Origin of the sequence: Hypericibacter adhaerens, from assembly GCF_008728835.1 — a bacterium.
GTDB classification, from domain to species: domain Bacteria; phylum Pseudomonadota; class Alphaproteobacteria; order Dongiales; family Dongiaceae; genus Hypericibacter; species Hypericibacter adhaerens.
On the sequence record NZ_CP042582.1, the window covers coordinates 2533114 to 2557520 of the forward strand.

The window sequence follows — 24407 nt, forward strand, 5'->3', positions numbered from 1 at the left end:
CCCCGCCCCGGCCTCTATAGTTGAATTGGATCCAATCGACAATCCACCCCATGACCGCGACCCTCGCCCAGCTCGTCGATCAGGCCCGGCCCCGCTTCCGCACCGCGACCGAGTTCGTCGAGGCGACCCTGCGCCAGGCGATCCTGAACGGCACGCTGGCGGGCGGCACGCCCCTGCGGCAGGAGGAGCTGGCCGCGACCTTCGGGGTGAGCCGGATGCCGATCCGCGAGGCGCTGCGTCAGCTCGAGGCGCAGGCGCTGGTCGATTTCTATCCGCATCGCGGCGCCATCGTGGCGGAGATCTCGGCCGAGGACGCCGCCGACAACTACACGATCCGCCTCGCCCTCGAACCCGTGGCCCTGCGGCTCTCGATCCCCCACCTGTCGGGCGCCGATCTGGACCGGGCGGCGGAGCTCCTGGCCGAGCTCGATGGCGAGCCGGACCAGAACCGCCTGGGCGAACTCAACCGGCGCTTCCACATGACGCTCTATGCCCGGGCCGGCCGCCCTCGCCTGCTCGCCCTCGTCGAGCAGCATCTGGCGCAGGCGGACCGCTATCTGCGCTTCCATCTCGCCGCCATGGGCCGCCATCACATCTCGCAGGGCGAGCATCGGGCGATGCTCGAGGCTGCGAAGGCGCGCAAGCCCGCGCTCGCCTGCCGCATCCTCGTCGCGCATATCGGCACCGCGGCGCAGACGCTCGAGCGCTTCCTCGAGGGCCGCGATCGCTGAAGCGGGCCTTCGTGCTCGCTCTCTTTTTCCTCTCCACCTGCAAAGCGGGGAGAGAGGTCAGGTGAGGGGGCCCCGATGGCCAGCGACATGTCGAAGGGCTCGCCCCGTTTTGCGACGCCCCTCACCCTCCCCTCTCCCCCGCTCTCGTGGGGGAGAAGAAGAGGAAGTGGTGGCGAGCGCGCGCCGATCAGGATGGCGGCACACGCTCTGCGGTTGCACGGCGGTGGGGAATCTTTGCCGCACTCGTTGAAAAAAATCGCGCCGATGAACGCGAAGCCTCGCGAAGCGGCGCGCATCGGTTATGGTGGCCGATATGGAATCGATCTCGGTCACATTGCTCGTGGGCGCCGGCCTGGTGGCGCTCAGCATCCTGGCGGGCGCCTATGCCACCCGCCTCGGGGCGCCGGTGCTGCTGATTTTCCTGGTGCTCGGCATGCTGGCCGGCCAGGACGGGCCGGGCGGCATCGTCTTCGACGATTTCCATCTGACCTACATGGTCGGCAGCGTCGCACTGGCGGTGATCCTGTTCGACGGCGGGTTGCGCACGACACGTACCGTCTTCCGGCTGGCGCTGTGGCCGGGCCTTTCGCTGGCGACGGTGGGCGTCCTGGTCACGGCGGCGATCGTGGCGGTCGTGGCCTACGAGGTCCTGAGCTTCGGCACGGTCGAGGGTCTGCTGCTCGGCGGGATACTGGCTTCCACCGATGCGGCCGCCGTGTTCCTGCTGCTGTCGCGCGGCAACCGCGTCCTGAACCAGCGCGTGCAGGCGACGCTCGAGGCGGAATCCGGCATGAACGATCCCATGGCGGTGTTCCTGACGATTTCCTGCGTCGAATGGCTGCTGCAGTCGGGCGAGGCCGGCGCCTTGCGGGTGGCCCTGTCGCTGGTGCTGCAGATGGCGGGCGGGGCCGCCTTCGGGCTTCTGGGCGGCTGGGCGATGCGCTGGCTGATCGACCGGGTCGAGCTGGCGGTCGGGCTCTACCCGATCCTGGTCGCCGCCGGCGCGCTGGTGCTGTTCTCGGCCGCCAACGTGGTCGGCGCCTCGGGTTTCCTCGCGGTCTATCTCGCCGGCATCGTGATGGGCAGCAAGCCCTTCCGCGCCCAGCAGATGGTGATCCGTTTCCATGACGGGCTGGTCTGGCTGGCGCAGGTGGTGATGTTCCTGCTGCTGGGTTTGCTGGTGACGCCGACCGAGTTCTTCCCCTTGACCGTTCCCGCGCTCGTCATCGCGCTCGTGCTGATGCTGGTGGCGCGGCCGGTGGCGGTGCTGCTGTCGCTGCTGCCCTTCCGGTTCGATCGTCCTTCCCTCGCCTTCATCAGCTGGGTGGGCCTGCGCGGCGCCGTGCCGATCTTCCTCGGCTGCCTGCCGGTGCTGGCGGGGCTGCCCAACGGACGCGCCTATTTCGACGTGGCCTTCGTGATGGTGCTGCTGTCGCTGGTGGTGCAGGGCTGGACGGCGCCGGGCCTGGCCCGCGCGCTCGGCCTCGAGGTGCCGGCGGCGCCGGAGCCCGAGGCGAGCCGGCTGTTCGAGCTGCCCGACGCGGCCGATCGCGACATCCTCGGCTGGCGCGTCGTCGAGGACAGCAGCGCGCTCGAGCATTCGCCCTCGACGCTGCCGCTGCCGCCGCGCACCGGCAGCCTGGGCGTCGTGCGCGAGGGCCGCATCCTGCCGCCGACCGAGCCCGGCAAGCTCGAGCCGGACGATTATGTGATTCTGCTGGTGCCGCCCGAGCAGCGCCACGAGGTGGACAAGCTCTTCGCCCCGGCATCCGCCGGCGAGCCCGTCGAAGGGCTGGGCGAGTTCATGTTCGATCCCTCGGCCCCGTTCGAGCTCATCGCCAAGGAATACGGCCTGCCCTTCCCCGCCGACGCCAAGGGCCTCACTGTCGGCGACTGGCTCGCGCGGCGCATCGGCCGGCTGCCGGTGGTGGGCGATCGCGTGAAGCTCGCGCCTGTCGAGCTGACGGTGCGCGCCACCCAGGGCGACCGCATCACGCTGGTCGGCCTCGAGCTCGAAGAGGCGCGCACCCGCCTGCCGCTCCTGCGCTGGCTCGAGCGGATGCGCCGCAAGTTCGGCGGCGGGACGGCGAAGGCGTAGAGGGAAGAAGCAAAACGAGGAAGGGAAGACACCATCCCCTCCCCCGTTCTGGGGGAGGGTCAGGGAGGGGGCTGCCCGGTATCGGACATCGAGCAGCCCCCTCCTTAATCCTCCCCCGAAGACGGGGGAGGAGATTGTAGCGCGGCGCTACTCCCTACCCCCGCGCCAGCGCGCTGCGGCCCGGATAGATCGCGCTCAGGCCCAGTTCCTGCTCGATGCGCAGGAGCTGGTTGTATTTCGCGAGGCGGTCGGAGCGGCTCAAGGAGCCGGTCTTGATCTGGCCGCAATTGGTGGCGACGGCGAGGTCGGCGATGGTGGCGTCCTCGGTCTCGCCCGAGCGGTGGGACATGACCGCGCGATAGCCCGCCTTGTGTGCCATCTCGACGGTCTCGAGCGTCTCGGTGAGCGTGCCGATCTGGTTGACCTTCACCAGCACGGCATTGGCGATCCCCTTGGCGATGCCTTCGCCCAGCCGCTTGGTGTTGGTGACGAAGAGATCGTCGCCCACGAGCTGCACCTTGCCGCCGAGCGCCTTGGTCAGCTCGGCCCAACCCTGCCAGTCGTCCTCGGCCATGCCGTCCTCGATCGTGACGATCGGGTAGCGCTTCACCAGATCCTCGTAGAACTTCACCATGCCGGCGGCATCGAGCGTCTTGCCCTCGCCTTCCATGGCGTATTTGCCGTTCTTGTAGAACTCGCTGGCCGCCACATCGAGGCCCAGCACCACCTGCTCGCCCGGCTTGTAGCCGGCCCGCTCGATCGCCTTCATGATGGTGGCGAGCGCCACGTCCGCGCCGGCGAGATTGGGGGCGAAGCCGCCCTCGTCGCCGACATTGGTCGAATGGCCGGCGCCCTTGAGCTCGGCCTTGAGCGCGTGGAACACCTCGACGCCCATCCGCAAGGCTTCGGCGAAGCTCGGCGCCTTCACCGGCAGGATCATGAATTCCTGGAAGTCGATCGGGTTGTCGGCATGGGCGCCGCCATTGACGATGTTCATCAGGGGCACCGGCAGCTTGCGCGCCGCGGTGCCGCCGACATAGCGATAGAGCGGCAAGGTCGCCTGCTGTGCCGCCGCCTTGGCTACGGCGAGGCTGACGCCGAGGATCGCGTTGGCGCCGAGCCGGCTCTTGTTGGGCGTGCCGTCGAGATCGATCAGCATCCGGTCGACCTTCGCCTGTTCGGTCGCGTCGATGCCGGAGAGCGCGTCGAGGATCTCGCCATTGACCGCGGCGACCGCCTCGCGCACGCCCTTGCCCTGATAGCGGCCCTTGTCCCCGTCGCGTTTCTCGACCGCCTCGTGGGTTCCGGTCGAGGCGCCGGAAGGCACCGCCGCGCGGCCGAAGGCGCCGCTTTCGAGACTGACATCCACCTCGACCGTGGGGTTGCCGCGGCTGTCGAGAATCTCGCGGCCGGTGATGTCGAGAATGGCGGACATGCCTGGGGATCCCTTCCGATGTGACATTTCAAGGTCTTGCGCGCCGACCGGTCCAGCCTACCCCGGCCGCCGCTTCCGGGCCGCTTATAGGGCCGGCCTCACGGCAACTCAAGCGCGGCCAGGTCGGGCGCGCGCAGGGGCTGGTCCTCGACCAGGAAGAACTCGTCGAGCTGCGGCGGCGGCACGGCGGTGCCGGCCAGCATGGCATGGACCTGCCCGCGGTGATGGATCTGATGGACGAAGAGATGGGTCAGCACCGCCGAGGCGGGATTGACCGGCCGGTATCCGTTGGCCCGGCGGATGGTGACGGGGGCATCGACCGTCTGCGGCGTCAGCCGCTCGCAATAGGCGATGAGCCTCAGGTCCATGGCGCGCTGCGCCGGCGTCAGCTCGGCGAGCGTCCGGTAGGGAAGATTGTAGTCCATGGCATCGCGGTCGGTCGGCGTCGCCTCGAGCTGGTCCAGATAGAGCCAGTCGACCTCGAGGATATGGAGCAGCGTCTCGGGCAGCGAGGGAAAGAAGCTGGTCCGCTTCTTGTTGAACTCGGCCTCCGTCAAGCCGGCGCAGGCCTTGTGCAGCCGGTAGTTGGACCAGGCGTTGTTGCGCGCCATGGCCCGGAAGTGCTGGACCATCTCCATGATCGATGTCCTCTCTCGGGATTGCGATGCTCGACGACGGCGAAGCGGATGGGACGGGGCCGGAACCGGCCGGTTCGACAGGAGCCTCAGCCTCGCGCTAGTTTGGCGCCGCCGCAAGCCCGAGCCTGGGGCCTGCCCATGTGGCTTATTGGAGGTAAGACGCGATGTTGCCCGTTGGCCCCACCTTGACGAAATTTCCGTCCGGCAAGCCGCCGGTCCACGGATCGCTCGCGGGCCGCTATGTCACGCTCGAGCTGGTGGTCCCGAAGAAGCACGGGCACCTTCTCTACGCGCAGAGCCATGTTGACGAGGCGACCAAACAACTCTGGACCTACATGCCCTACGGGCCCTGGGCCAGCGAGCCCGAGTTCATGGATTGGCTCGAGGCCCAGGCGCCGCTGACGGAGCCGCAGTTCTATGCCGTGATCGACAATGCGACCGGCGAGCCGAAGGGCATGGTGAGCTTCCTCAACATCCGCCCCGGCCAGGGCGTGATCGAGGTCGGGCATATCTGGTACGAACCCAGGACGCAGCACACGCGCCTTCCGGTCGAGGCGATGTATCTCATGTTCCGCCATGTGTTCGAGCTGGGCTATCGCCGGCTCGAATGGAAATGCGACGCGCTCAATGCCCCGTCGCGCTCGGCGGCCTTCCGCTTCGGCTTCCGCTTCGAAGGCCTCTTCCGCCAGCACATCATCTACAAGAACCGCAACCGCGACACCGCCTGGTACGCGATCATGGATCACGAATGGCCGGCGCTGCGCGCCAATTTCGAGCGCTGGCTCGAGCCTGCGAACTTCGACGCGGCCGGCCGGCAGAAGAGCTCGCTGGGCGACGCGAACCGCGCGCTGACGGGCGAAGGCAAACCGTCGCGATAAGGCCGGCTCACTTCAGGAGCTTGAGCCAGTCCTGCACGGCGGGAATGGCGGCGTCGGGCGTGCCGACATGGTCGGCCTCCACGGCGACATGGCGATCGAGCGGATTGTGCGGCACGGTCGCGAAGGCCTTGCCCGCGATACCCTGGCTGGCATCGCGGTCGCCCGAGACCCACAGCAGCGGTTCCGCCAGTTTCGGCAGCACGGTCGTCATCATCGCCTTGATCGTGACGATCGGGCTGTCGGGTCCGTGGAAGCTCAGGAAGTTCTGCGGTGTGGCATGGACGGTGATGGTCTTGCCGTTCACGATGTCGTTGAAGTCGGTGGCGGTTTCAGCTTGGCCGGCTTCCATCATCGGCTGCGCCGATTTGATGCTGCGCTGCAGGTCGGCATAGTTCGAGAGGCCGGTGGGATCGGCCGCGGGCGCCAGCGCGATGATGCCGGCGAGCTCGGGGTGGCGGGCGCCATAGGCGAGTGCCACGGCACCGCCCTGGCTCATGCCGAGGACCACGATCCGGCCGGCACCGCGGCTCTTCAGATCGGCCGCGGCCTTGTCGATCTCGGCCATGCAGTCGTCGAGCGGCTTGTCGAAAATCCGATTCTTCGACCAGCACATCTCCGGCGCGTCGACGAGATAGCCCGAGGCCGTCAGCGCCGCGCCGAGCTTGGCGAGCTGCGATGGCATCCCCGTCTTGCCATGCATCAGCACCAGCCCGATGGTGCCGGCAGCATCTGCGCTCGTGGCACCGAGCAACGCCGCGCACAACCCGGCAACCGCCAACAGTCGACGCATGACGAACGGTCCCCTCTCCCGGATCTCCGATCCTAGGGGGACGAGGAAGGCCGCTGCAAATTACGGCGCGGACAGGCGGGCCGCCGTGGCGCGGATCAAGCCGCCTTCGCGAGCCGGTCGAATTCCATCAGCCGCTGGAGCAGTGCCGGCATCTGCTTGATCGGCACCATGTTGGGGCCGTCGGAGGGCGCATGATCGGGATCCTGGTGCGTCTCCATGAAGACGCCGGCGACGCCGACGGCAACGGCGGCGCGTGCCAGCACCGGCACGAACTCGCGCTGGCCGCCCGACGAGGTCCCCTGCCCGCCCGGCTGCTGCACCGAATGGGTGGCGTCGAACACGATCGGATAGCCGGTCTCGGCCATGATCGGCAGGCTGCGCATGTCGGAGACGAGCGTGTTGTAGCCGAAGGAGGCGCCGCGCTCGGTGAGCAGCAGATTCTGGTTGCCGGTCGAGGCGATCTTGTCGGCGACGTTCTTCATGTCCCAGGGCGCCAGGAACTGCCCCTTCTTCACATTGATGGTCTTGCCGGTCTCGCCGGCGGCGAGCAGCAGATCCGTCTGGCGGCAGAGGAAGGCCGGGATCTGCAGGATGTCGACCGCCTCGGCGACCGGCTTGCACTGCTCGATCGAATGGACGTCGGTGAGGACCGGACAGCCGAAGGTCTCGCGCAGCTCGGCCATGATCGGCAGGCTCTTCTCCATGCCGAGGCCCCGCTGGCCCTTGAGGCTGGTGCGGTTGGCCTTGTCGAAGGAGGTCTTGTAGACGAGGCCGATGCCGAGCTTGCCGGTCAGCTCGGTCAGCGCCTGGCACATCTCATGCGCATGGGCGCGGGATTCGAGCTGGCAGGGCCCCGCGATCAGCGACAAGGGCTTGTCGTTGCCGAAGGTCACCTGGCCGACATGGACATGGCGTTGCTGGGTCATGGGTCTCGTCCGATCAAGCGGGAAGTTGTGGCTCGGTTCGCTCTGCCGTCATCCCCGCGAAAGCGGGGATCCATCCTGATCCAGCGCGCCTGAGCGGAACCATGGGGCCCCGCTTTCGCGGGGATGACGATGGGAGGGCGGCATCATGGTCCGGCGCCCTCTGTCCGGCAATGGGCATATCCGCACGGGAACGCCATGGAAGCCGGCTCCCGCCCGCCTTACACCAGCCGGCTCTGCTCCAGCGCCGCGTGGATGAAGGAGGTGAAGAGCGGGTGCGGGTCGAAGGGCTTGGATTTGAGCTCCGGGTGGAACTGCACGCCGATGAACCAGGGATGTTCCGGGATCTCGACGATCTCGGGCAGGACCCCGTCCGGCGACATGCCGGAGAAGCGCAGGCCCACCTGCTCCAGCCGGTCCTTGTAGTTGATGTTGACCTCGTAGCGGTGCCGGTGGCGCTCGCTGATATGGCGCTTGCCGTAGATGTCCGCCACCTGGCTGCCCTCGGCCAGGTTGCAGTCATAGGCGCCGAGCCGCATGGTGCCGCCGAGGTCGCTGTTGGAGGTGCGCCGCTCGACCTGGTTGCCCTTGACCCACTCGGTCATGAGCCCGACCACGGGATCGGCGCAGGGGCCGAACTCGGTGGAGCCGGCCTTCTCGATGCCCGCCAGGTGGCGCGCGGCCTCGATCACCGCCATCTGCATGCCGAAGCAGATGCCGAAATAGGGCACCTTGCGCTCGCGCGCGAACCGCGCCGCGGCGATCTTGCCTTCCGAGCCGCGCTCGCCGAAGCCGCCCGGCACCAGGATTCCGTTCACATCCTCGAGGTGATAGACCGCGTCCTCGCGCTCGAAGATCTCGGAATCGATCCAGTTGAGCTTGACCTTGGCGTTGTTGGCGATGCCGCCATGGGTCAGGGCCTCGGCCAGCGACTTGTAGCTGTCGAGGAGCGCGGTGTATTTGCCGACCACCGCGATCTGCACGTTGCTCTCGGGCTCGCGCACGCGGTTGACGACATGGTGCCAGTTGGCGAGCGCCGGCTCCTTGGCCTCGAGCTTGAAATGCCGGCAGACCTCGGTATCGAAGCCCTGCTCGTGATAGGCGATCGGCACCTGGTAGATCGTGTCGACATCGAGCGCCGGGATCACGGCCTCGGGGCGCAGGTTGCAGAAGAGCGCGATCTTGCGGCGCGATTCCGGCGAGATCGGCCGGTCGCAGCGGCAGAGCAGGATATCGGGCCGGATGCCCACGCCCTGCAGCTCCTTGACCGAATGCTGCGTCGGCTTGGTCTTGAGCTCGCCGGCCGACGGGATCCAGGGCACCAGCGTCAGATGCACGAACATCGAGCGCTCCGGCCCCAGCTCGTTGCCGAGCTGGCGGATCGCCTCGAGGAAGGGCAGGCTCTCGATGTCGCCGACCGTGCCGCCCACCTCGCAGATCAGGAAATCCTCGCCGTGAAGATCGGCGGTGACGAATTCCTTGATCGCATCGGTGACGTGCGGAATGACCTGAACGGTGGCCCCCAGGTAATCGCCGTGCCGCTCGCGCGCGATCACCGTCGAGTAGATGCGGCCCGAGGTGACGTTGTCGCTGCGCCGCGAGGCGACGCCGGTGAAACGCTCGTAATGGCCGAGATCGAGATCGGTCTCGGCGCCGTCGTCCGTGACATAGACCTCGCCATGCTGGGTCGGGCTCATCGTGCCCGGATCGACGTTGAGATAGGGGTCCAGCTTGCGCAGGCGCACTTTGAATCCGCGCGCCTGAAGAAGCGCGCCGAGGGCCGCTGCGGAGAGGCCTTTACCGAGAGAGGAAACCACGCCGCCGGTGACAAATATGAACCGCGTCATGGGAACCCTTTATCACCCGAATTTAATGCCGGTCGCAAGCGCGGCCGCGCGCATGGCGCCCATGCGCGACGCGGGCCCGCGGAAAGCCTTGAAATTCCGGAGCGGCTACTGCTGTCCGAGCGGGACGCTCGGCGCCGAAGGAGTCGTCGGCGCGGTGGTTCCGGTGCCGGTGCCCGAGTCGGCGGGTGCCGCCGGCTGCTCCTGCGTGGTCGGCGCCGGCGCCTGGTCGAAGATCGAGACCGGGCCCGTGCCGTGGCGCGCGAGCAGCGCCAGCAGGATGCTGGTGGCGATGAAGCAGGCGGCGATCACCGCCGTGGTCCGCGTCAGCAGGTTCGCCTGGCCGCGACCGGAGAGGAATCCCGACATGCCGCCGCTGCCCGCCGTGCCGAGCCCGAGGCCGCCGCCCTCGCTGCGCTGCATCAGCACGACCGCGATGAGCGCGATCGCGAGCATCAAGTGAATCACCAGCACGACCTGTTGCATCGAAGAACCTTGGGCCAGGACCAGAGAGACGGGCGGCAGGCCGCCCGGAAACCATCAACGGCAGATAGGCATGCCCGCCGGGTGCGCCAAGGGCGCCCGCAGGGGGTCATGAAGCGGCGCCGTTCTACCCGCTTCCCGCCGCCGATGCCAGCGGCAAGTTTGCCGCGTTCGGGCAATAACTTAGAGCGCGCCGCTCGCTGCTACCGGCAGCCTGTGGCGCCAACCGGCCGGAGCCGGGCCGGGGGCCCGGCCGCCCGCGATCAGGATTTCGGCGGGCTCGGCGGCTTGCCGCCCTTCACCGGCCCTTGGGCGGGCTTGGAACTAGGCGCCTGCGAGCTCTTCGGCGTCGGGGTCGAGGATGGGGGTTTGGGCGTGGTGGCCATGGGGGCTCCGTCTCGAGCAAGGCCGGATCAGTCCGGCCGACGGATCATGTACCGGGCGCCCTTTTGCGTCATCTGCTCGCTTGAGCGATGGCGAGGAATTCGTCGGCCTTGAGGCTGGCGCCGCCCACGAGCGCGCCATCCACGCCCGGCACCGCCAGGATCTCGGCGGCGTTGCTGCCCTTGACCGAGCCGCCATAGAGGATGCGGGTGCGCTCGGCCTCGGTTCCCATATGCCGCTTCAGCTCCGCCCGCAGCGCCTGGTGCATGGCGCCGATATCGGCCGTGGTGGGCGTGCGGCCGGTGCCGATCGCCCAGACCGGCTCATAGGCCACCACCAGCGTCTCGCCATCGGCACCCGCCGGCAGCGAGGCCGCGAGCTGCGCCGCCACGACGGCGAGCGCATCGCCGCGGTCGCGCACCGCCAGGGTCTCGCCGACGCAGAGGATGGGGATCAGGCGGGCCGCCCTCGCCGCCTCGGCCTTGGCCTTCACCAGCGCGTCGCTCTCGCCATGATCGGCGCGGCGCTCGGAATGGCCGACGATCACGAAGCGGCAGCCGAGATCGGCCAGCATGGGGGCCGCGATATCGCCGGTATGGGCGCCGCTCGGCTTGGGATGGCAATCCTGCGCGCCCAGATGGATGGCCGAGCCCTTGAGCCGCTCGCCGACCAGGGCGAGGAGCGTTGCCGGCGGGCAGACCAGGAGCTCGCCGCGCCCGCCCGCGCCACCCGCCCCGGCCAGGAGCGCATCGGCCAGCGCCAGCGCCTCGCGCTTGAGGCCGTTCATCTTCCAGTTTCCGGCAATCAGAGGCCGGCGTCCGGCGGGCTCGGTCATGGCATTCCCTCGAGGCGGGTTGGATCGGCGTTCGCGTGGGGTCCTAGCATGCGTGGCGGCGCGGCGCCACCCGCCCTATCCGCCTGGAATCCCGCAGGCTTTCCCCTGTTGCCCGGTCCGGGGGCGGCCCCTATGATGCCGGCCGTTTTTCCGCGCCCCAGACGGCGCTTCCGGATCCCATCCTCATGCTCATTGCGCTTCGCAGCAAGGCCGCCACCTGGGTCGTCAAGATCCTGTTCGTCTTCCTGATCCTCACCTTCGGCGTCTGGGGTGTCGGCGACATGTTGCGCCAGCGCGTCCAGGCTCCCGACATGGCCGAGGTGGGCGACGTCAAGATCACCGGCCAGGAGCTGCGCACCGAGTTCGACCGCCAGATGCGGCAGTATCGCCAGGTCTTCGGCGAGAACTTCGACAACGAGCAGGCGAAGAAGCTGGGGCTTCTCGACCGGACGCTCGCCAACATCGTGGCGCGCAACCTGTTCGACATCTACGCGCAGAAGCTCGGCCTGACCGCCAGCGAGGCGCAGATCCGCGAGCAGATCAAGAAGGACCGGCTCTTCCAGAACAGCGTCGGCGAGTTCGATCTGGGCCGGTTCGCGGCCTTCCTGCAGCAGATCCAGAGCAGCGAAGCCGCCTATGTGGAGCAGGTCCGCCACGAGATGATGCGCCAGTCGGTGGCGGACGCCGTCGCTGTCGGCGCGGTCGCGCCGAAGGCCCTGGTCGAAAGGCTCTACCGCTATCGCAACGAGACCCGCGTGGCCGAGACCTTCCTCGTCACCGACAACGCGATGCCCGAGCCGGCCGATCCCACCGACGACGATCTGAAGGCCTTTCACGACGCCCACCAGGAGCTGTTCCAGGCGCCCGAATATCGCAGCCTGCTGCTGGTGCATATGACCCCGGACCAGTTCGCGGCCGGCCTGACCGTGCCGGACGACAAGCTCCAGGCGGCCTATCAGGAACGTTCCAAGGAATTCGACCAGCCCGAGCGGCGCGAGGTCGAGCAGATGGTGTTCTCCGACGAGGCCAAGGCGAAGGAAGCCGTCGACAAGCTCGCGGCCGGCGCGGATTTCGCGCAAGTCGCGCAGGACATGACCGGCGCCGCACCGGTGCCGCTGGGCAAGATCGAGAAGAGCGGCTTCGTCACCGACCTGCAGCCCCTGACCGACGCGGCCTTCGCGACCGACGCCGGCCAGACCGCGGGTCCGATCCAGACGCCGCTCGGCTGGCATGTGATCCATGTTCTGAGCATCGAGCCCGAGCAGAAATCGACCTTCGAGGAGGCCCGTCCGCAGCTCCAGCAGGAGCTGGTCAAGGAGCTGGCCATCAACAAGATGATCGATACCGCCAATCAGCTCGACGACGCGATGGCGGGCGGCGCTTCGCTCGACGACGCTGCCAAGGAGCTGGGGCTGCCGGTCGCCAAGATCGACCAGGTGGATGCCCAGGGGCTGGGCCCGGACGGCAAGGCCATCCCGGAGGTCGCCGGCAATCAGCTCGTGCAGGGTCTGGCCTTCTCGACCGAGGTCGGGACCACCTCGAGCCTGACCGAGGATCCCAATGGCGGCTATGTGATCGTGCGGGTGGACGGCTCGACGCCGCCGGCGACCCGCCCGCTCAAGCAGGTGCATGCGCAGGTCGCTGCCGCCTGGAAGAGCGCCGAGCGCGACAAGGCCGCCGCCGCGCGTGCCGGGGAGCTGGCGGGCAAGCTGGGGCTCGGCGGCGACATCCAGGCGATCGCGGCGGAGGTCCAGGCGACGGTCGCGACCTCGAAGCCGGTCACGCGCAGCGGCACCGATGCGGATGCCCATGTGACCCAGGAACTCGCGGGCAAGCTCTTCACGCTGCAGCCCGGGCAGACGGCGACCGTGGCCGTGGATGGCGGGCAGGTCGTGGCCCGGCTCAAGACCGTGAACGACGCCAACCCCACGACCGACAGCGCCGGCGTCGACGCGCTGCAGAAGCAGCTCGACGGCGCCTATCAGGGCGACGTGGCCGAGGAGTTCGGCGAGGCGCTGCGCCGCGAGATCGGCGTCACCATCCACCAGTCCGCCGTCGACGCGATGTTCTGATCCCCATGCGCGTCGAACCCAGCCTGGAAGCCGTCGAAGCCCGCTACCGCGCCGGCCAGCCGACCGTCGTCTGGACCCGGCTCGTGGCCGACCTGGAGACGCCGGTCTCGGCGATGCTCAAGCTCTGCAACGGCAAGCCGAACAGCTTCCTGCTGGAATCCGTCGAGGGCGGCGCCGTGCGCGGGCGCTATTCGCTGATCGGCCTGCAACCCGATCTGATCTGGCGCTGCTTCGGCGACAAGCCCGAGATCAACCGCCAGGCCCGCTTCGACACGGGCCGCTTCGAGCCCGTGGCCGGCGGCGCCATCGCCTCGCTGCGCGCGCTGATCGAGGAATCGAAGATCGAGCTGCCGGAGGGCCTGCCGCCGATGGCCGCGGGGCTTTTCGGCTATCTCGGCTACGACATGGTGCGGCTGATGGAGACGCTGCCGGACATCCAGCCCGACAAGCTGGGACTGCCCGACGGCATCTTCCTGCGGCCGACCATCATGGCCGTGTTCGACAATGTCGAGGACATCGTCACGGTGGTGACGCCGGTCCGGCCGCAGGCCGGGATCGATGCGCGCGCCGCCTACAATCTCGCCTGCGAGCGCCTCGCGGCGGCGGTCGAGCTGTTCGACCGCAACCTGCCGCAGCTGCGCGAGGCCAGCGAGGACCAGGCCGGGCTGCCTGAGCCCCGCTCGAACATGACGCCCTCCCGCTTCCACGAGATGGTGCAGAAGGCGAAGGAATATATCCTTGCCGGCGACATCTTCCAGGTGGTGCTCTCGCAGCGCTTCGCCCTGCCCTTTAAGCTTTCGCCCTTCGCGCTCTACCGCTCGCTGCGGCGCCTCAACCCCTCGCCCTTCCTCTTCTTCCTCGATTTCGGCGGCTTCTCGGTCGTCGGCTCGAGCCCCGAGATCCTGGTGCGGCTGCGCGACAGGAAGGTCACGATCCGCCCGATCGCGGGCACCCGCCGCCGCGGCGCCAACCCGGCCGAGGACAAGGCCCTGGCCGAGGATCTGCTGGGCGATCCCAAGGAGCGGGCCGAGCATCTGATGCTGCTCGATCTCGGCCGCAACGATGTCGGCCGCGTGGCCAAGATCGGCACCGTCAAGGTGACCGAGAAATACGTGATCGAGTATTACTCGCACGTCATGCATATCGTCTCGAACGTCGAGGGCGAGATCGATCCCAAGCATGACGCGATGGACGCGCTGATCGCAGGCTTCCCCGCCGGCACCGTGTCGGGCGCGCCCAAGGTGCGCGCCATGGAGATCATCGAGGAGCTCGAGCCCGAGCGCCGCGGCCTCTATGGCGGTGCGGTCGGCTATTTCGCGGCCGACGGGGCGATGGACACCTGCATCGCGCTCCGGACCGCCGTGGTGAAGGACGGCGTGATGTATGTCCAGGCCGGCGGCGGCATCGTCTATGACAGCTCGCCCGAGGGCGAGTTCCAGGAGAGCGTCAACAAGGCCAAGGCCCTGGTGCGCGCGGCGCAGGAAGCGGTGCGGTTCGCGTCGGGGGGACGGAACCGGTAAAGAGGGCGACGCGCGCCCTCATTCCGTCATTCCGCGAAGCCAGTCTTTCGTCATCCCCGCGAAAGCGGGGATCCATCCTGATCCAGCACACCAGGCTTGCGGTTGGATCCCCGCTTTCGCGGGGATGACGAGAGGGGGAACGGGCTCATGAACGCAAGAAGAGCCTCCCTCTCATGAAATCCGGCGCCCTGGCCCTCACCGTCTCCGATCGCCCCCTGCTCGGCGCCGCCATCCTGGTGGGAGCGCTGGCGATGCTGCCGGGCATGGACGCGATCGCGAAGCATCTCTCGGGCCATCTGCCGGTGCTCGAGATCGTCTGGGCGCGTTACTTCGTCTATGCGCTCCTGCTTCTGCCTGCGGCTGTCCGGCGCCATGGCCCGGGCCTGCTCAGGCCGAGCCGCCCGTTCTGGCAGCTCCTGCGCGGCGGGCTGATGGCGTTGTCGGCGCTGATGTTCTTCTCGGCCATCGCCCGCGTCCCGCTCGCCGACGCGATGGCGGTTTTCTTCATCTACCCGCTTCTCATCCTCGTCATCTCGGCGCTGTTCATGGGCGAGACCATCGGCTGGCAGCGCTGGCTGCTGGTCCTCTTCGGCTTCATCGGCGCGATACTGGTCATCCGGCCGTCGATCCAGGGTGTGTCGCCGGGCGTGCTGTTCGCGCTCGCCTCGGGCGCCGCCTACGGATCGGCGCTGGTCGTGACCCGCAAGCTCGCCGTGCACGACCCCGGGCTCGTGACCGCGACGATCTCCGCCCTCGTGGGCGCCGCCGCCTATTCGCTCATTGTGCCCTTCGTCTGGGTAATGCCCGCGCCGGCGGATTGGCCGATGATGGCGCTGATCGGCGCCATCGCGACGGCCGGCCATTTCCTGATCATCGCCGCGCACCGGATGGCGACGGCTTCGCAGCTGGCACCCTACGGCTATACCGAGATCGTCGCCGCCATCCTGTTCGGGTTCATCGTCTTCGGCGACATTCCCGATCCGATCGTCTGGCTCGGCATCGCCGTCATCATCGCGAGCGGAATCGCCGTCACCTGGTCGCATCGCAAGCCGGCCTGAGCGGCGGTCGGCGGCTAGCCCGTCACCCCGTTCGTCCGCCGCACGATCGTGCTGATCGGGACCAGCGCGAAGCCGCGCTGGGCAAGCGTCGGCAACCAGCGCTGCAGGGCCGCGATCGTCGCCGGGTGCGGATGGCCGATGCCCACGGCGTAGCCGCGCTTGTGGGCGATGCGCTCGAGCTGGGCCAGCATCTCGTCGATCTTAGCCGGGCTCTGGTCGTCGTCGAGGAAGACGTCGCGGTCGGTATGCGGCACGCCATAGGCGGCCGCCTCCTTCGAGCCGACGCTATCCGCGATGGTGCGGGAATCGAGGAAGAGCAGCCCGCGATCGCGCAAGGCCTGCATCACCAGGCTCATGCCTTCCGTCGAGCGGCTGAACTTGCTGCCCATATGGTTGTTGATGCCGACGATGCCCGTAAGGCGGCCCAGGTCCCAGTCGATCCGGCGCTTCAGCTCGTCGGGCGCCAGGTCGGTGCGCAGCGCCTCGGGGCCCGCGTCGAGGCTCGCATCCATGGGCTCCATCGGCACATGCAGCATCAGCTCATGACCATGCTCGTGCGCGAGCGCCGATTGCTGGTCGAGATGCTCGGCATAGGTCATGAAGGAGATGGTCAGCGGACCCGGCAAGGCGATGGCGCGCGCGGAGTTGGCGCGGTCGAGCCCGACATCGTCGATCACGATCGCGATCATCGGCCGTCCCTGCGTATCGGGCACCGGCACCGCATAGGCGAGCCAGGTCGCGGGCGCGCCGCCCGTCGTTGCCGGCGGGGTCGCCGGTGCCGATCTCGCGACCGGCGGCGGCGCGGCGGTCGCGACGCTTGGGCTCTCGGGCGTGGGATCCAGGACCGCGGGCGCGCTGGAGGATTCCTCATAGGCCGGCAGCGGCTGTGCGACAGGTGGTGCGACGGCAGCCGTCGGGGGTGCCGGCGGCTTGGCCAGGGGCTCGGGGATGAAGGCGGTGACGGCCGGACCGTTCGAGGTGGCGCTCGGCGCCGAGGCGACGGGGTGCGGCTTGGGCGGCGCGATGAACCAGCCCAGGCTGACGCCGACGGCGACGGCGCCCAGCAGGATGCCGAGGGAGAGCCAGAGCGGCACGCCCGCGAGGCGCAGCAGCGTGTCGCGCCAGCCGGGCTTGTGGGCCCGGCCCCGCCGCCGCGGCCCGATCGGGAAGATCGACGCGCGCGCCGGGCGGCGGCCCGGCGAACGCCCTTTGCCTCCTGCCCCGCGGCTGCTGCGCCGGCGTGCCGTCATGCCCGATCGTCTGCCTCTGTCGCTGGGAACGTCCGCGCTTTTATCATACCCGCTCCCGAGTCTGGGGCCCCGTGGCCGGCGGTGGGCCGGCCTTGGACCCGCCCTTCCCGCCCTGCTATAACGAAGCCCCACGGCCATTCGCAGGGCGCTGCAGCCGCTGGCGCCAAGGATTTGAAATGTTTCTGTTAATCGACAACTACGACAGCTTCACCTACAACCTCTATCACTATCTGGGCGAGCTCGGCGCCGAGATGCTGGTGCGGCGTAATGACAAGATCGGCGTGGCCGAGGCGATCGCGCTCAAGCCGCAGGGCATCATCATCTCGCCCGGCCCCTGCGATCCCGACCGTGCCGGCATCTGCCTCGAGCTGATCGACGCCGCCAAGGGCAAGCTCCCGATCCTCGGCGTCTGCCTGGGCCATCAGGCGATCGGCCAGGCCTTCGGCGGCAAGGTGATCCGCGCGCCGCTGCCGATGCATGGCAAGGTCAGCCGCGTCCTGCATCGCGGCACCGATATCTTCGAGGGCATTCCCAGCCCCTTCACCGGCACGCGCTACCACTCGCTCGTGGTCGAGCGCGACAGCTTCCCCGAGGCGCTCGAGATCACGGCCGAGACCGAGGACGGGATCGTGATGGGCCTGGCCCATCGCGAGCTGCCGATCTTCGGGGTCCAGTTCCATCCCGAAAGCATCGCCTCGGAGCATGGCCACCGTCTGCTCGCCAACTTCCTGCGGCGTTGCGGCCACAACGCCCAGGCCATGAGGCTCTCGGCATGACGGCTGCGCCCGCGCCGGCGCCCGTCGGCGACCTGAAACCCCTGATCGGAACGGTCGCCGCCGGCAAGACGCTGAACGAAGCCGAGGCGGAGCTGGCCTTCGACATCATGATGTCGGGCAACGCCACGCCTTCGCAGCTCGGCGGCTTCCTGATGGGCCTGCGGGTGCGCGGCGAGACGGTCGAGGAGATCACCGGCGCCGTGCGCGCCATGCGCGCGAAGATGACCCGCATCGAGGCGCCGCCGGGCGCCATCGATACCTGCGGCACCGGCGGCGACCAGTCCGGGAGCTGGAACATCTCGACGGGCGCGGCCCTGGTCGTGGCGGCGGCGGGCGTGCCGGTCGCCAAGCACGGCAACCGCGCCATGTCGTCGAAGACCGGCACGGCCGATGTGCTGCAGGCGCTGGGCGTCAATATCGAGGCCGACATGAGCCTCGTGAAGAGATCGCTGTGGGAGGCGGGCCTCTGCCTGATGCTGGCGCCGCGCCATCACAGCGCCATGCGCCATGTGGGCCCGACCCGCGTCGAGCTCGGCACCCGGACCATCTTCAATCTGATGGGGCCCCTCTCCAACCCCGCGGGCGCCCGGCGCCAGCTCATCGGCGTCTTCTCGCGCGACTGGATCGAGACGCTGGCGACGGTGCTGGGCCGGCTCGGCACGGAGAGCGCCTGGGTCGTGCATGGCTCGGACGGGATGGACGAGATCACCACGACCGGCCCCACCCATGTGGCGGAGCTCAAGGACGGCAAGGTGCGCCGCTTCGAGGTGGCGCCCGAGGATATCGGCCTCAAGCGGGCCAGCGCCGCCGACCTCAAGGGCGGCGATGCCGCCACCAACGCGCTGGCGCTGACCGCCCTCCTCGACGGTCATCCCGGTCCCTATCGCGACGTGGTGCTGTTCAATGCCGCGGCGGCGCTGATGCTGGCCGGCAAGGCGGCCGACCTCAAGGCCGGCAAGGCGCTGGCCGAGGCCGCGATCGATTCCGGCAAGGCCCGCGCGGTGCTGGCCAAGCTCGTCGCCATCAGCAACGAGCCGGTGCCCGCATGAGCGACGTGCTGCAGAAGATCTGTGCCGACAAGCGTGCCCATGTGGCGCGGCGCAGGGCCGAGCGGCCGCTGGCTGCGGTCGAGGCGGCGGCCAAGGCGCAAGGGCCCGTGCGCGGCTTCGGCGACCGCCTGGCGGCGGCCGTCGCCGCCGGGCGCTATGGCCTCATCGCCGAGATCAAGAAGGCCTCGCCCAGCAAGGGGCTGATCCGCGCCGATTTCGATCCGCCGCAACTGGCCAAGGCCTATGCGGCGGGCGGCGCCACCTGCCTCTCGGTCCTGACCGACGAGCCCTATTTCCAGGGCCGCGACGAGTATCTCACGGCGGCGCGCGCCGCTTGCGATCTGCCGGCGCTGCGCAAGGACTTCATGCTCGAGCCCTATCAGATCGCCGAGGCGCGGGCGCTCGGTGCCGATTGCGTGCTGCTGATCATGGCCGCGCTCTCGGATGCGCAGGCGGCCGAGCTCGAGGCCGCCGCGCAATCCTGGAAGATGGACGTGCTTGTCGAAGTTCACGATCAGGATGAGCTCGAGCGCGCGCTCAAGCTGAAGGCGCGCCTGCTCGGCATCAACAACCGCAATCTCAAGACCTTGTCGGTCGATCTTGCGACGACCGAAGCGCTGGCGCCGCTTGTGCCGAAGGATCGGCTGGTGGTGGCCGAGAGCGGCCTCAACAGCCCGGCCGATCTCGCGCGCATGCGCAAGGTGGGCGCCTCGATCTTCCTGATCGGCGAATCGCTGATGCGCCAGGCGGATGTGACGGCCGCCACGGCGGCGCTGCTCGCGGGCGCCGGTCCCGCGCGGCGCAGCGCCTGAGTTCCGCTTTCATGGCGAGAAAAACCCGGGTGACGAAGACGCCGGCACGCCTCACCCATTTCGACGAGGCGGGTCGCGCTCATATGGTCGACGTGTCGGCCAAGGCGGCGACCAGGCGCGTGGCGGTCGCTTCGGGCCATGTCACGGTCTCGAAGGAGACGATGCGCCTCATCCGCGCGGGACAGGTCAAGAAAGGCGATGTGCTCTCGGTCGCGGAGCTGGCCGGGATCATGGGCGCCAAGAAAACCTCCGAGCTGATTCCGCTCTGCCACCCGCTGGCGCTGAGCGCCGTGTCGGTGGTGCTGAAGCCCAACCCGCGCCAGAGCCGGATCGAGATCACGGCAACCGTCAGGACCACCGGGCCGACGGGTGTCGAGATGGAAGCGCTGACAGCGGTTTCCGTGGCGGCCCTCACCGTCTACGACATGTGCAAGGCCGCCGACCGCGCCATGGTGCTGGGCGATATCCGGCTCGAGCATAAGAGCGGCGGCAAGTCCGGGGTTTACGAGCGGACGCGATGATTCCGGTCGAGCAGGCGCAAAAGCAGATCTGCGCGGCCTTCCGGCCTCTGCCGGCCGAACAGGTCGGCTTGGCCGAGGCGCTGGGTCGCGTGCTGGCCGAGGAGGTGACGGCGCGCGTCAGCCATCCGCCCTTCGCCGTCTCGGCAATGGACGGCTATGCCGTGCGCGCCGCCGATGTGGCGACGGTGCCGGTGCGGCTCAAGCTGGTCGGTACGGCGCCGGCCGGCGGTCACTATGAGGGCCGCGTCGGGCCCGGCGAGGCGGTACGGATCCTGACGGGCGGTCCCCTGCCCGAGGGCGCCGACAGCATCGTCATCCAGGAAAACGCCCGGCGTGACGGCGACAGCGTCGAGCTGACCGCCGCGGCCGAGCCCGGCCGCCATATCCGGCCCCAGGGCCAGGATTTCGAGGCGGGCAAGCCGATCTTCCGGGCCGGGACGCGGATGACCGTGCGCGACATCGGGCTGGCGGCCGCCGCCAACCGCCCGTGGCTCAAGGTGCGCCGCCGCCCGCGGGTGGCGATCCTCAGCACCGGCGACGAGCTTTCCATGCCGGGCGAGCCGCTGGGGCCGGCCGGCATCGTCGGCTCCAACGGGCTGGCCCTCTCGGCCTTCGTGCGGGCCTGCGGCGGCGAGCCGGTCGATCTCGGCATCGCGCGCGACGACAGCGGCGTGCTCGCGGAGATGCTGGCCGGGGCCGCCGGCGCCGATCTCCTGCTCACCACCGGGGGCGCCTCGGTCGGCGATCACGACCTGGTCCAGGAGACGCTCCAGGCCCAGGGCATGAAGCTCGCTTTCTGGAAGATCGCCATGCGGCCGGGCAAGCCCGTCATGTTCGGACAGCTCGGCAGCACGCCGGTGCTGGGCCTGCCGGGCAACCCGGTTTCGGCCCTGGTCTGCTCCCTGCTCTTCGTGAAGCCCGCCTTCGCCGTCATGGAAGGCCGCGCGCCCGGTGGCGAGACCGAGACCGCCATCCTGGGCAGCGACCTCAAGGCCAACGACCAGCGCCAGGATTACCTGCGAGCCCGGCTCGGCCGCGATGCCGAGGGCAAGCTGGTCGCCCACCCCTTGGCGCGCCAGGACAGCGCCATGATGGCGTTCCTCGCCCAGGCCGACGGGCTGGTGATCCGGCCGCCCCACGCGCCGGCCGCCAAGGCGGGCGAGATCGTCCCGGTCATCCGCTTCCCCAGCGACCTGCTGGGCATCTGACATCGCCGCGACGGCCCTGGCCGCCCCTGGCAGGCCCCGGTGGGCTGTGGAAAACCCTTGACCCCTGTCAGGAACCAAACTAGAACGTGTGTCGTCGTTTAGGTTTTGTTCCATATCTTGGGGTGCCGGTTCATCCGGTCGCGAGGGAAGCCATCCATGCTGACGCGCAAGCAGAACGAGCTCCTGCATTTCATCAACAAACGCCTGACCGAAGCGGGCGTTTCTCCCTCGTTCGATGAGATGAAGGAAGCGCTGGGGCTGAAATCCAAGTCCGGTATCCACCGCCTGATCACGGGCCTCGAGGAGCGCGGCTTCATCCGCCGCCTGCCCCACCGGGCCCGGGCGCTGGAGGTGCTCAAGCTGCCCGATGCGGTCGGGATCACCGCCTCGACCCGGCCGACCGCCACCGGCTTCGCGCCGACCGTCATCCGCGGCGACTTCGCCGGCGCGCTTCCGGGCGCGCCCCTCGCCCGCGATGCCGAAGCCGTGCAGCTTCCCCTCTATGGCCGGATCGCGGCCGGCACGCCGATCGAGGCGCTGCGGGACAGCTCGAACTTCGTCGACATCCCCGCCGGCCTCCTGGGCCGCGGCGAGTATTACGCCCTCGAGGTCGACGGCGATTCGATGATCAATGCCGGCATCCTCGACGGCGACACGGTCGTGATCGAGCGCTGCGACAATGCCGATAACGGCACCATCGTGGTGGCCCTGGTCGACAACAACGAGGCCACCTTGAAGCGGTTGCGCCGCAAGGGTGATTCGATCGCGCTCGAGCCCGCCAACCCGACCTACGAGACCCGCATCTTCGGCCCCGACCGGGTCCGGGTGCAGGGCCGTCTGATCGGGCTGCTGCGCCGCTACTGAGCGGCGACCTGTCCCCGCTCCTGCCCTTATTGCCATCCCCGCGAAAGCGGGGACCCATCTCGATCCAGGTCACCAAGCTTGGAGTTGGAGTCCCGCTTTCGCGGGGATGACATTGGAAGGTAGCCCTGCAGCGGCAGCCAGCGCTGGGCTCTCCCGCCACGGGGAAGGGAAAACTACGGCGCCGGCTGCCTCAGCGGTTCCGGACCTTGTCCATGTCGAGCAGCGCGATCAGCCCCTTGAGGAGCTGGAGCGGGCTCGGCGGGCAGCCGCGGATATGGAGGTCGACCGGGATCGCGGCCGAGACCCCGCCCAGGCAGGCATAGCCGCCCGCGAACATCCCGCCATCGAGCGCGCAATCGCCGGCCGCCACGACCCATTTGGGATCGGGCGTCGCGCGATAGGTGCGCTCGAGGGCCGTCTGCATGTTGCGCGTCACCGGTCCCGTCACCAGCAGCACGTCGGCATGGCGCGGCGAGGCCACGAAACGCAGGCCGAAGCGCTCGAGATCGTAGAACGGGTTGCCCAGCGCATGGATCTCGAGCTCGCAACCGTTGCAGGAGCCGGCATCGATCTCGCGGATCGAGAGGCTGCGGCCGAGCTTGCGCCGGGCGCTGCGCTGGAGGGCGGCCGCCAGTTCGGCCAGCGCCGCGTCCTCGGGCTCGGGCGCCGGCTCCGTCAGCGCGCCCTTCACGAGGTTGTCGAACAGGATCCGGTGCATGCCGATCGCCTCAGAGGTCGTGCCCCGAATAGGAGCAGTTGAAGGACTTATTGCAGAGCGGGAAGTCGGCGACGATGTTGCCCTCGATCGCCGCCTCCAGCAGCGGCCACTGGAACCAGGAGGGATCGCGCAGATGGCAGCGCGCGACCTTGCCGTCCGCGCCCAGCCGCAGCCAGGCCAGGATGTCGCCGCGGAAGCCTTCGACCATCGCCATGCCCTCGCCACCGGCGCCGGGGAGCGCCGTCCGAAGCTCACCCGCGGGCAGGCGGTCGAGGATCTGCTCGATCAGCGCCAGGCTCTGCTCCACCTCCCGGATCCGGATCCAGACCCGAGCGTTCACGTCGCCTTCGGTAAGCACCGTCACCTCGAAGGCGAGCTGGTCGTAAGGCGCATAGGGCAAGCTGCGCCGCGTGTCGAAATCCCGGCCCGAGGCCCGACCGATATAGCCGCCGCAGCCGAAACGCCGCGCCAGCTCCGGCTTCACCACGCCGGTGCTGACGGTGCGGTCCTGGAGCGAGGCGCTGTTGTCGTAGAGCTTGATCAGGGTCGGGAATTGCCGCCGCGCCTCGGCGACCAGGGCGCGGATCGCCGCGATCCCGTCGCTGCCGAGATCGGCCGCGACGCCACCGGGCAGGATGCGGTCGCGCATCAGGCGATGGCCGAAGCCGGTATTGGCCGCGCGCAGCACTTGCTCGCGCAGGGTCTGGCAATGGGCCTGCATCACGCTGAAGGAGGCATCGTTGCAGATGGCGCCGATATCGCCGAAATGGTTGGCAAGACGCTCCATCTCGGCCATGAGGGCCCGGAGCCAGACGGCGCGGGCCGGCGGCGCGATCTCCAGCGCGGCTTCGGCCGCCCGCGCGAAGGCCAGGGCATAAGCGACCGTGCTGTCGCCCGAGACCCGGCCCGCGAGCTTGGCGGCGCGCTCCAGATCGGCACCCATCATCAGGCCGTCGATGCCTTTGTGGGTGTAGCCGAGGCGTTGCTCGAGGCGCACCACGGCTTCGCCGTTCGCGGTGAAGCGGAAATGGCCGGGCTCGATGATGCCGGCGTGGACCGGCCCCACGGGGATCTGGTGCAGGCCCTCGCCTTCCGCGGCCAGGAACTCGTAAGGCCGCGCGGCCGCGGCCTCGCTGCGGTCCCCCAGCGGATGGCCATGGCCCCAGCGGCCATGATCGAGCCAGGGACGCTCGTCGGCAGCACCCTGGGGCGCCAGGCCGAAGAGGTCGTTCATCGTGCGTTCGAGCCGGATCGCCGGCGCATGCAGCGCGCCGATCGAGGGGAAGCGGCGGTCGGTGCAATCGAGGGAGAGGACCGCGATCATTCCTTCCTGCGGATCGCGAAGCGCCATATGGGCCGCCGCCGCCTCGCCCCAGAGGCTGAGCAGCGTCCAGTCTCCCTCGGCGAGCCGCTGGCCCGCGAGCCGCCAGCGCTCGGCATCGACGGTGGCGCGCGGCCAAGGGCGGTGGTCCGGTGCGGGGCGGCCCTGTCGGATCAGCTCGGCCAATGTCGTCATGACC

The 24407-nt window shown here is 69.0% G+C and carries 22 protein-coding genes; 12 read left to right on the top strand and 10 right to left on the bottom strand.

Features of this window, described 5'->3' with window-relative positions; translation table 11 throughout:
- Positions 1-50: 50 nt before the first annotated feature.
- Entirely contained in the window at positions 51-731 is a 681-nt protein-coding gene (locus tag FRZ61_RS11100) for a GntR family transcriptional regulator (protein WP_151117521.1), read from the top strand.
- Between the two features lie 313 nt (positions 732-1044).
- A complete protein-coding gene (locus FRZ61_RS11105; protein ID WP_191909395.1) occupies positions 1045-2829 on the top strand; it encodes a potassium/proton antiporter in 1785 nt (594 codons plus the stop codon).
- Positions 2830-2983: 154 nt separating this feature from the next.
- On the opposite strand, the gene eno is transcribed toward FRZ61_RS11105, so the two are convergent.
- Positions 2984-4264: a phosphopyruvate hydratase gene (eno, locus tag FRZ61_RS11110; RefSeq protein ID WP_151117526.1), complete on the bottom strand. Its 1281-nt coding sequence runs from the start codon at positions 4262-4264 to the stop codon at positions 2984-2986.
- 98 nt (positions 4265-4362) lie between these two features.
- Positions 4363-4902 (bottom strand): DinB family protein, encoded by a 540-nt coding sequence (locus tag FRZ61_RS11115; RefSeq protein WP_151117528.1) that lies wholly within the window; start codon positions 4900-4902, stop codon positions 4363-4365.
- Between the two features lie 164 nt (positions 4903-5066).
- On the opposite strand from FRZ61_RS11115, the gene FRZ61_RS11120 reads away from it, so the two are divergent.
- The gene (locus FRZ61_RS11120; protein ID WP_151117530.1) at positions 5067-5780 is read left to right on the top strand and encodes a GNAT family N-acetyltransferase; all 714 of its coding nucleotides are present in this window, start codon (positions 5067-5069) and stop codon (positions 5778-5780) included.
- Positions 5781-5787: 7 nt separating this feature from the next.
- Here the strand turns inward: FRZ61_RS11120 and FRZ61_RS11125 are convergent, their stop codons facing one another.
- From FRZ61_RS11125 to tpiA, 5 genes are all read right to left on the bottom strand, one after another.
- Positions 5788-6570 (bottom strand): alpha/beta hydrolase, encoded by a 783-nt coding sequence (locus tag FRZ61_RS11125; protein ID WP_151117533.1) that lies wholly within the window; start codon positions 6568-6570, stop codon positions 5788-5790.
- 95 nt (positions 6571-6665) lie between these two features.
- Entirely contained in the window at positions 6666-7496 is an 831-nt protein-coding gene (gene kdsA, locus FRZ61_RS11130) for a 3-deoxy-8-phosphooctulonate synthase (RefSeq protein WP_151117535.1), read from the bottom strand.
- Positions 7497-7714: 218 nt separating this feature from the next.
- Positions 7715-9340 carry a CTP synthase gene (locus tag FRZ61_RS11135; RefSeq protein ID WP_151117537.1) on the bottom strand — a complete coding sequence of 542 codons (1626 nt, stop codon included), beginning with the start codon at positions 9338-9340 and terminating at the stop codon, positions 7715-7717.
- Between the two features lie 105 nt (positions 9341-9445).
- Positions 9446-9823, bottom strand: coding sequence for a preprotein translocase subunit SecG (secG, locus tag FRZ61_RS11140; protein WP_151117540.1), 378 nt, complete (start codon positions 9821-9823; stop codon positions 9446-9448).
- A gap of 451 nt (positions 9824-10274) precedes the next feature.
- Positions 10275-11039 (bottom strand): triose-phosphate isomerase, encoded by a 765-nt coding sequence (gene tpiA / locus FRZ61_RS11145; protein ID WP_151117542.1) that lies wholly within the window; start codon positions 11037-11039, stop codon positions 10275-10277.
- Between the two features lie 185 nt (positions 11040-11224).
- Here tpiA and FRZ61_RS11150 point away from each other — a divergent pair, with 185 nt between their 5' ends.
- The 3 genes from FRZ61_RS11150 (at position 11225) to FRZ61_RS11160 (ending at position 15689) form a co-directional block, all read left to right on the top strand.
- Entirely contained in the window at positions 11225-13111 is a 1887-nt protein-coding gene (locus FRZ61_RS11150) for a SurA N-terminal domain-containing protein (RefSeq protein WP_151117544.1), read from the top strand.
- Between the two features lie 5 nt (positions 13112-13116).
- On the top strand, positions 13117-14631 hold the full coding sequence (gene trpE / locus FRZ61_RS11155; protein WP_151117547.1) for an anthranilate synthase component I: 1515 nt from the start codon (positions 13117-13119) through the stop codon (positions 14629-14631).
- 173 nt (positions 14632-14804) lie between these two features.
- On the top strand, positions 14805-15689 hold the full coding sequence (locus tag FRZ61_RS11160; protein WP_151117549.1) for a DMT family transporter: 885 nt from the start codon (positions 14805-14807) through the stop codon (positions 15687-15689).
- Positions 15690-15703: 14 nt separating this feature from the next.
- Here FRZ61_RS11160 and FRZ61_RS11165 read toward each other — a convergent pair whose 3' ends face one another.
- The gene (locus FRZ61_RS11165) at positions 15704-16939 is read right to left on the bottom strand and encodes a divergent polysaccharide deacetylase family protein (RefSeq protein WP_151117551.1); all 1236 of its coding nucleotides are present in this window, start codon (positions 16937-16939) and stop codon (positions 15704-15706) included.
- A gap of 176 nt (positions 16940-17115) precedes the next feature.
- On the opposite strand from FRZ61_RS11165, the gene FRZ61_RS11170 reads away from it, so the two are divergent.
- From FRZ61_RS11170 to lexA, 6 genes are all read left to right on the top strand, one after another.
- Positions 17116-17715, top strand: coding sequence for an anthranilate synthase component II (locus FRZ61_RS11170; RefSeq protein ID WP_151117553.1), 600 nt, complete (start codon positions 17116-17118; stop codon positions 17713-17715).
- Positions 17712-18764 carry an anthranilate phosphoribosyltransferase gene (gene trpD, locus FRZ61_RS11175; RefSeq protein WP_151117556.1) on the top strand — a complete coding sequence of 351 codons (1053 nt, stop codon included), beginning with the start codon at positions 17712-17714 and terminating at the stop codon, positions 18762-18764. The genes FRZ61_RS11170 and trpD overlap by 4 nt, the downstream gene beginning before the upstream one ends.
- The gene (gene trpC, locus FRZ61_RS11180) at positions 18761-19576 is read left to right on the top strand and encodes an indole-3-glycerol phosphate synthase TrpC (protein ID WP_151117558.1); all 816 of its coding nucleotides are present in this window, start codon (positions 18761-18763) and stop codon (positions 19574-19576) included. Before trpD ends, trpC begins: the two co-directional genes overlap by 4 nt.
- Positions 19577-19587: 11 nt before the next feature.
- Positions 19588-20097, top strand: a complete 510-nt coding sequence (moaC, locus tag FRZ61_RS11185) for a cyclic pyranopterin monophosphate synthase MoaC (RefSeq protein WP_151117560.1) — start codon at positions 19588-19590, stop codon at positions 20095-20097.
- Complete coding sequence (locus tag FRZ61_RS11190; RefSeq protein WP_151117562.1) at positions 20094-21305, top strand: molybdopterin molybdotransferase MoeA; 1212 nt, start codon at positions 20094-20096, stop codon at positions 21303-21305. The genes moaC and FRZ61_RS11190 overlap by 4 nt, the downstream gene beginning before the upstream one ends.
- A 156-nt stretch (positions 21306-21461) precedes the next feature.
- On the top strand, positions 21462-22169 hold the full coding sequence (gene lexA, locus FRZ61_RS11195) for a transcriptional repressor LexA (RefSeq protein ID WP_151117565.1): 708 nt from the start codon (positions 21462-21464) through the stop codon (positions 22167-22169).
- 190 nt (positions 22170-22359) lie between these two features.
- Here lexA and FRZ61_RS11200 read toward each other — a convergent pair whose 3' ends face one another.
- On the bottom strand, positions 22360-22887 hold the full coding sequence (locus FRZ61_RS11200; RefSeq protein ID WP_151117567.1) for an NADH-quinone oxidoreductase subunit B family protein: 528 nt from the start codon (positions 22885-22887) through the stop codon (positions 22360-22362).
- A 10-nt stretch (positions 22888-22897) separates the two neighbouring features.
- A complete protein-coding gene (locus FRZ61_RS11205) occupies positions 22898-24403 on the bottom strand; it encodes a hydrogenase large subunit (protein WP_151117570.1) in 1506 nt (501 codons plus the stop codon).
- Between the last annotated feature and the right edge of the window lie 4 nt (positions 24404-24407).

Excerpts from the sequence above, each read along its gene's own strand:
- trpC (WP_151117558.1), top strand. The coding sequence starts at position 18,761 with ATGAGCGACGTGCTGCAGAAGATCTGTGCCGACAAGCGTGCCCATGTG.
- tpiA (WP_151117542.1), bottom strand. The coding sequence starts at position 11,039 with ATGACCGAGCCCGCCGGACGCCGGCCTCTGATTGCCGGAAACTGGAAG.
- FRZ61_RS11205 (WP_151117570.1), bottom strand. The coding sequence starts at position 24,403 with ATGACGACATTGGCCGAGCTGATCCGACAGGGCCGCCCCGCACCGGAC.
- FRZ61_RS11120 (WP_151117530.1), top strand. The coding sequence starts at position 5,067 with ATGTTGCCCGTTGGCCCCACCTTGACGAAATTTCCGTCCGGCAAGCCG.
- FRZ61_RS11100 (WP_151117521.1), top strand. The coding sequence starts at position 51 with ATGACCGCGACCCTCGCCCAGCTCGTCGATCAGGCCCGGCCCCGCTTC.
- FRZ61_RS11125 (WP_151117533.1), bottom strand. The coding sequence starts at position 6,570 with ATGCGTCGACTGTTGGCGGTTGCCGGGTTGTGCGCGGCGTTGCTCGGT.
- trpE (WP_151117547.1), top strand. The coding sequence starts at position 13,117 with ATGCGCGTCGAACCCAGCCTGGAAGCCGTCGAAGCCCGCTACCGCGCC.
- FRZ61_RS11135 (WP_151117537.1), bottom strand. The coding sequence starts at position 9,340 with ATGACGCGGTTCATATTTGTCACCGGCGGCGTGGTTTCCTCTCTCGGT.
- kdsA (WP_151117535.1), bottom strand. The coding sequence starts at position 7,496 with ATGACCCAGCAACGCCATGTCCATGTCGGCCAGGTGACCTTCGGCAAC.
- FRZ61_RS11190 (WP_151117562.1), top strand. The coding sequence starts at position 20,094 with ATGATTCCGGTCGAGCAGGCGCAAAAGCAGATCTGCGCGGCCTTCCGG.
- FRZ61_RS11170 (WP_151117553.1), top strand. The coding sequence starts at position 17,116 with ATGTTTCTGTTAATCGACAACTACGACAGCTTCACCTACAACCTCTAT.
- trpD (WP_151117556.1), top strand. The coding sequence starts at position 17,712 with ATGACGGCTGCGCCCGCGCCGGCGCCCGTCGGCGACCTGAAACCCCTG.
- moaC (WP_151117560.1), top strand. The coding sequence starts at position 19,588 with ATGGCGAGAAAAACCCGGGTGACGAAGACGCCGGCACGCCTCACCCAT.
- eno (WP_151117526.1), bottom strand. The coding sequence starts at position 4,264 with ATGTCCGCCATTCTCGACATCACCGGCCGCGAGATTCTCGACAGCCGC.
- lexA (WP_151117565.1), top strand. The coding sequence starts at position 21,462 with ATGCTGACGCGCAAGCAGAACGAGCTCCTGCATTTCATCAACAAACGC.
- FRZ61_RS11115 (WP_151117528.1), bottom strand. The coding sequence starts at position 4,902 with ATGGAGATGGTCCAGCACTTCCGGGCCATGGCGCGCAACAACGCCTGG.
- FRZ61_RS11160 (WP_151117549.1), top strand. The coding sequence starts at position 14,805 with ATGAAATCCGGCGCCCTGGCCCTCACCGTCTCCGATCGCCCCCTGCTC.
- FRZ61_RS11200 (WP_151117567.1), bottom strand. The coding sequence starts at position 22,887 with ATGCACCGGATCCTGTTCGACAACCTCGTGAAGGGCGCGCTGACGGAG.
- FRZ61_RS11150 (WP_151117544.1), top strand. The coding sequence starts at position 11,225 with ATGCTCATTGCGCTTCGCAGCAAGGCCGCCACCTGGGTCGTCAAGATC.
- secG (WP_151117540.1), bottom strand. The coding sequence starts at position 9,823 with ATGCAACAGGTCGTGCTGGTGATTCACTTGATGCTCGCGATCGCGCTC.
- FRZ61_RS11105 (WP_191909395.1), top strand. The coding sequence starts at position 1,045 with ATGGAATCGATCTCGGTCACATTGCTCGTGGGCGCCGGCCTGGTGGCG.
- FRZ61_RS11165 (WP_151117551.1), bottom strand. The coding sequence starts at position 16,939 with ATGACGGCACGCCGGCGCAGCAGCCGCGGGGCAGGAGGCAAAGGGCGT.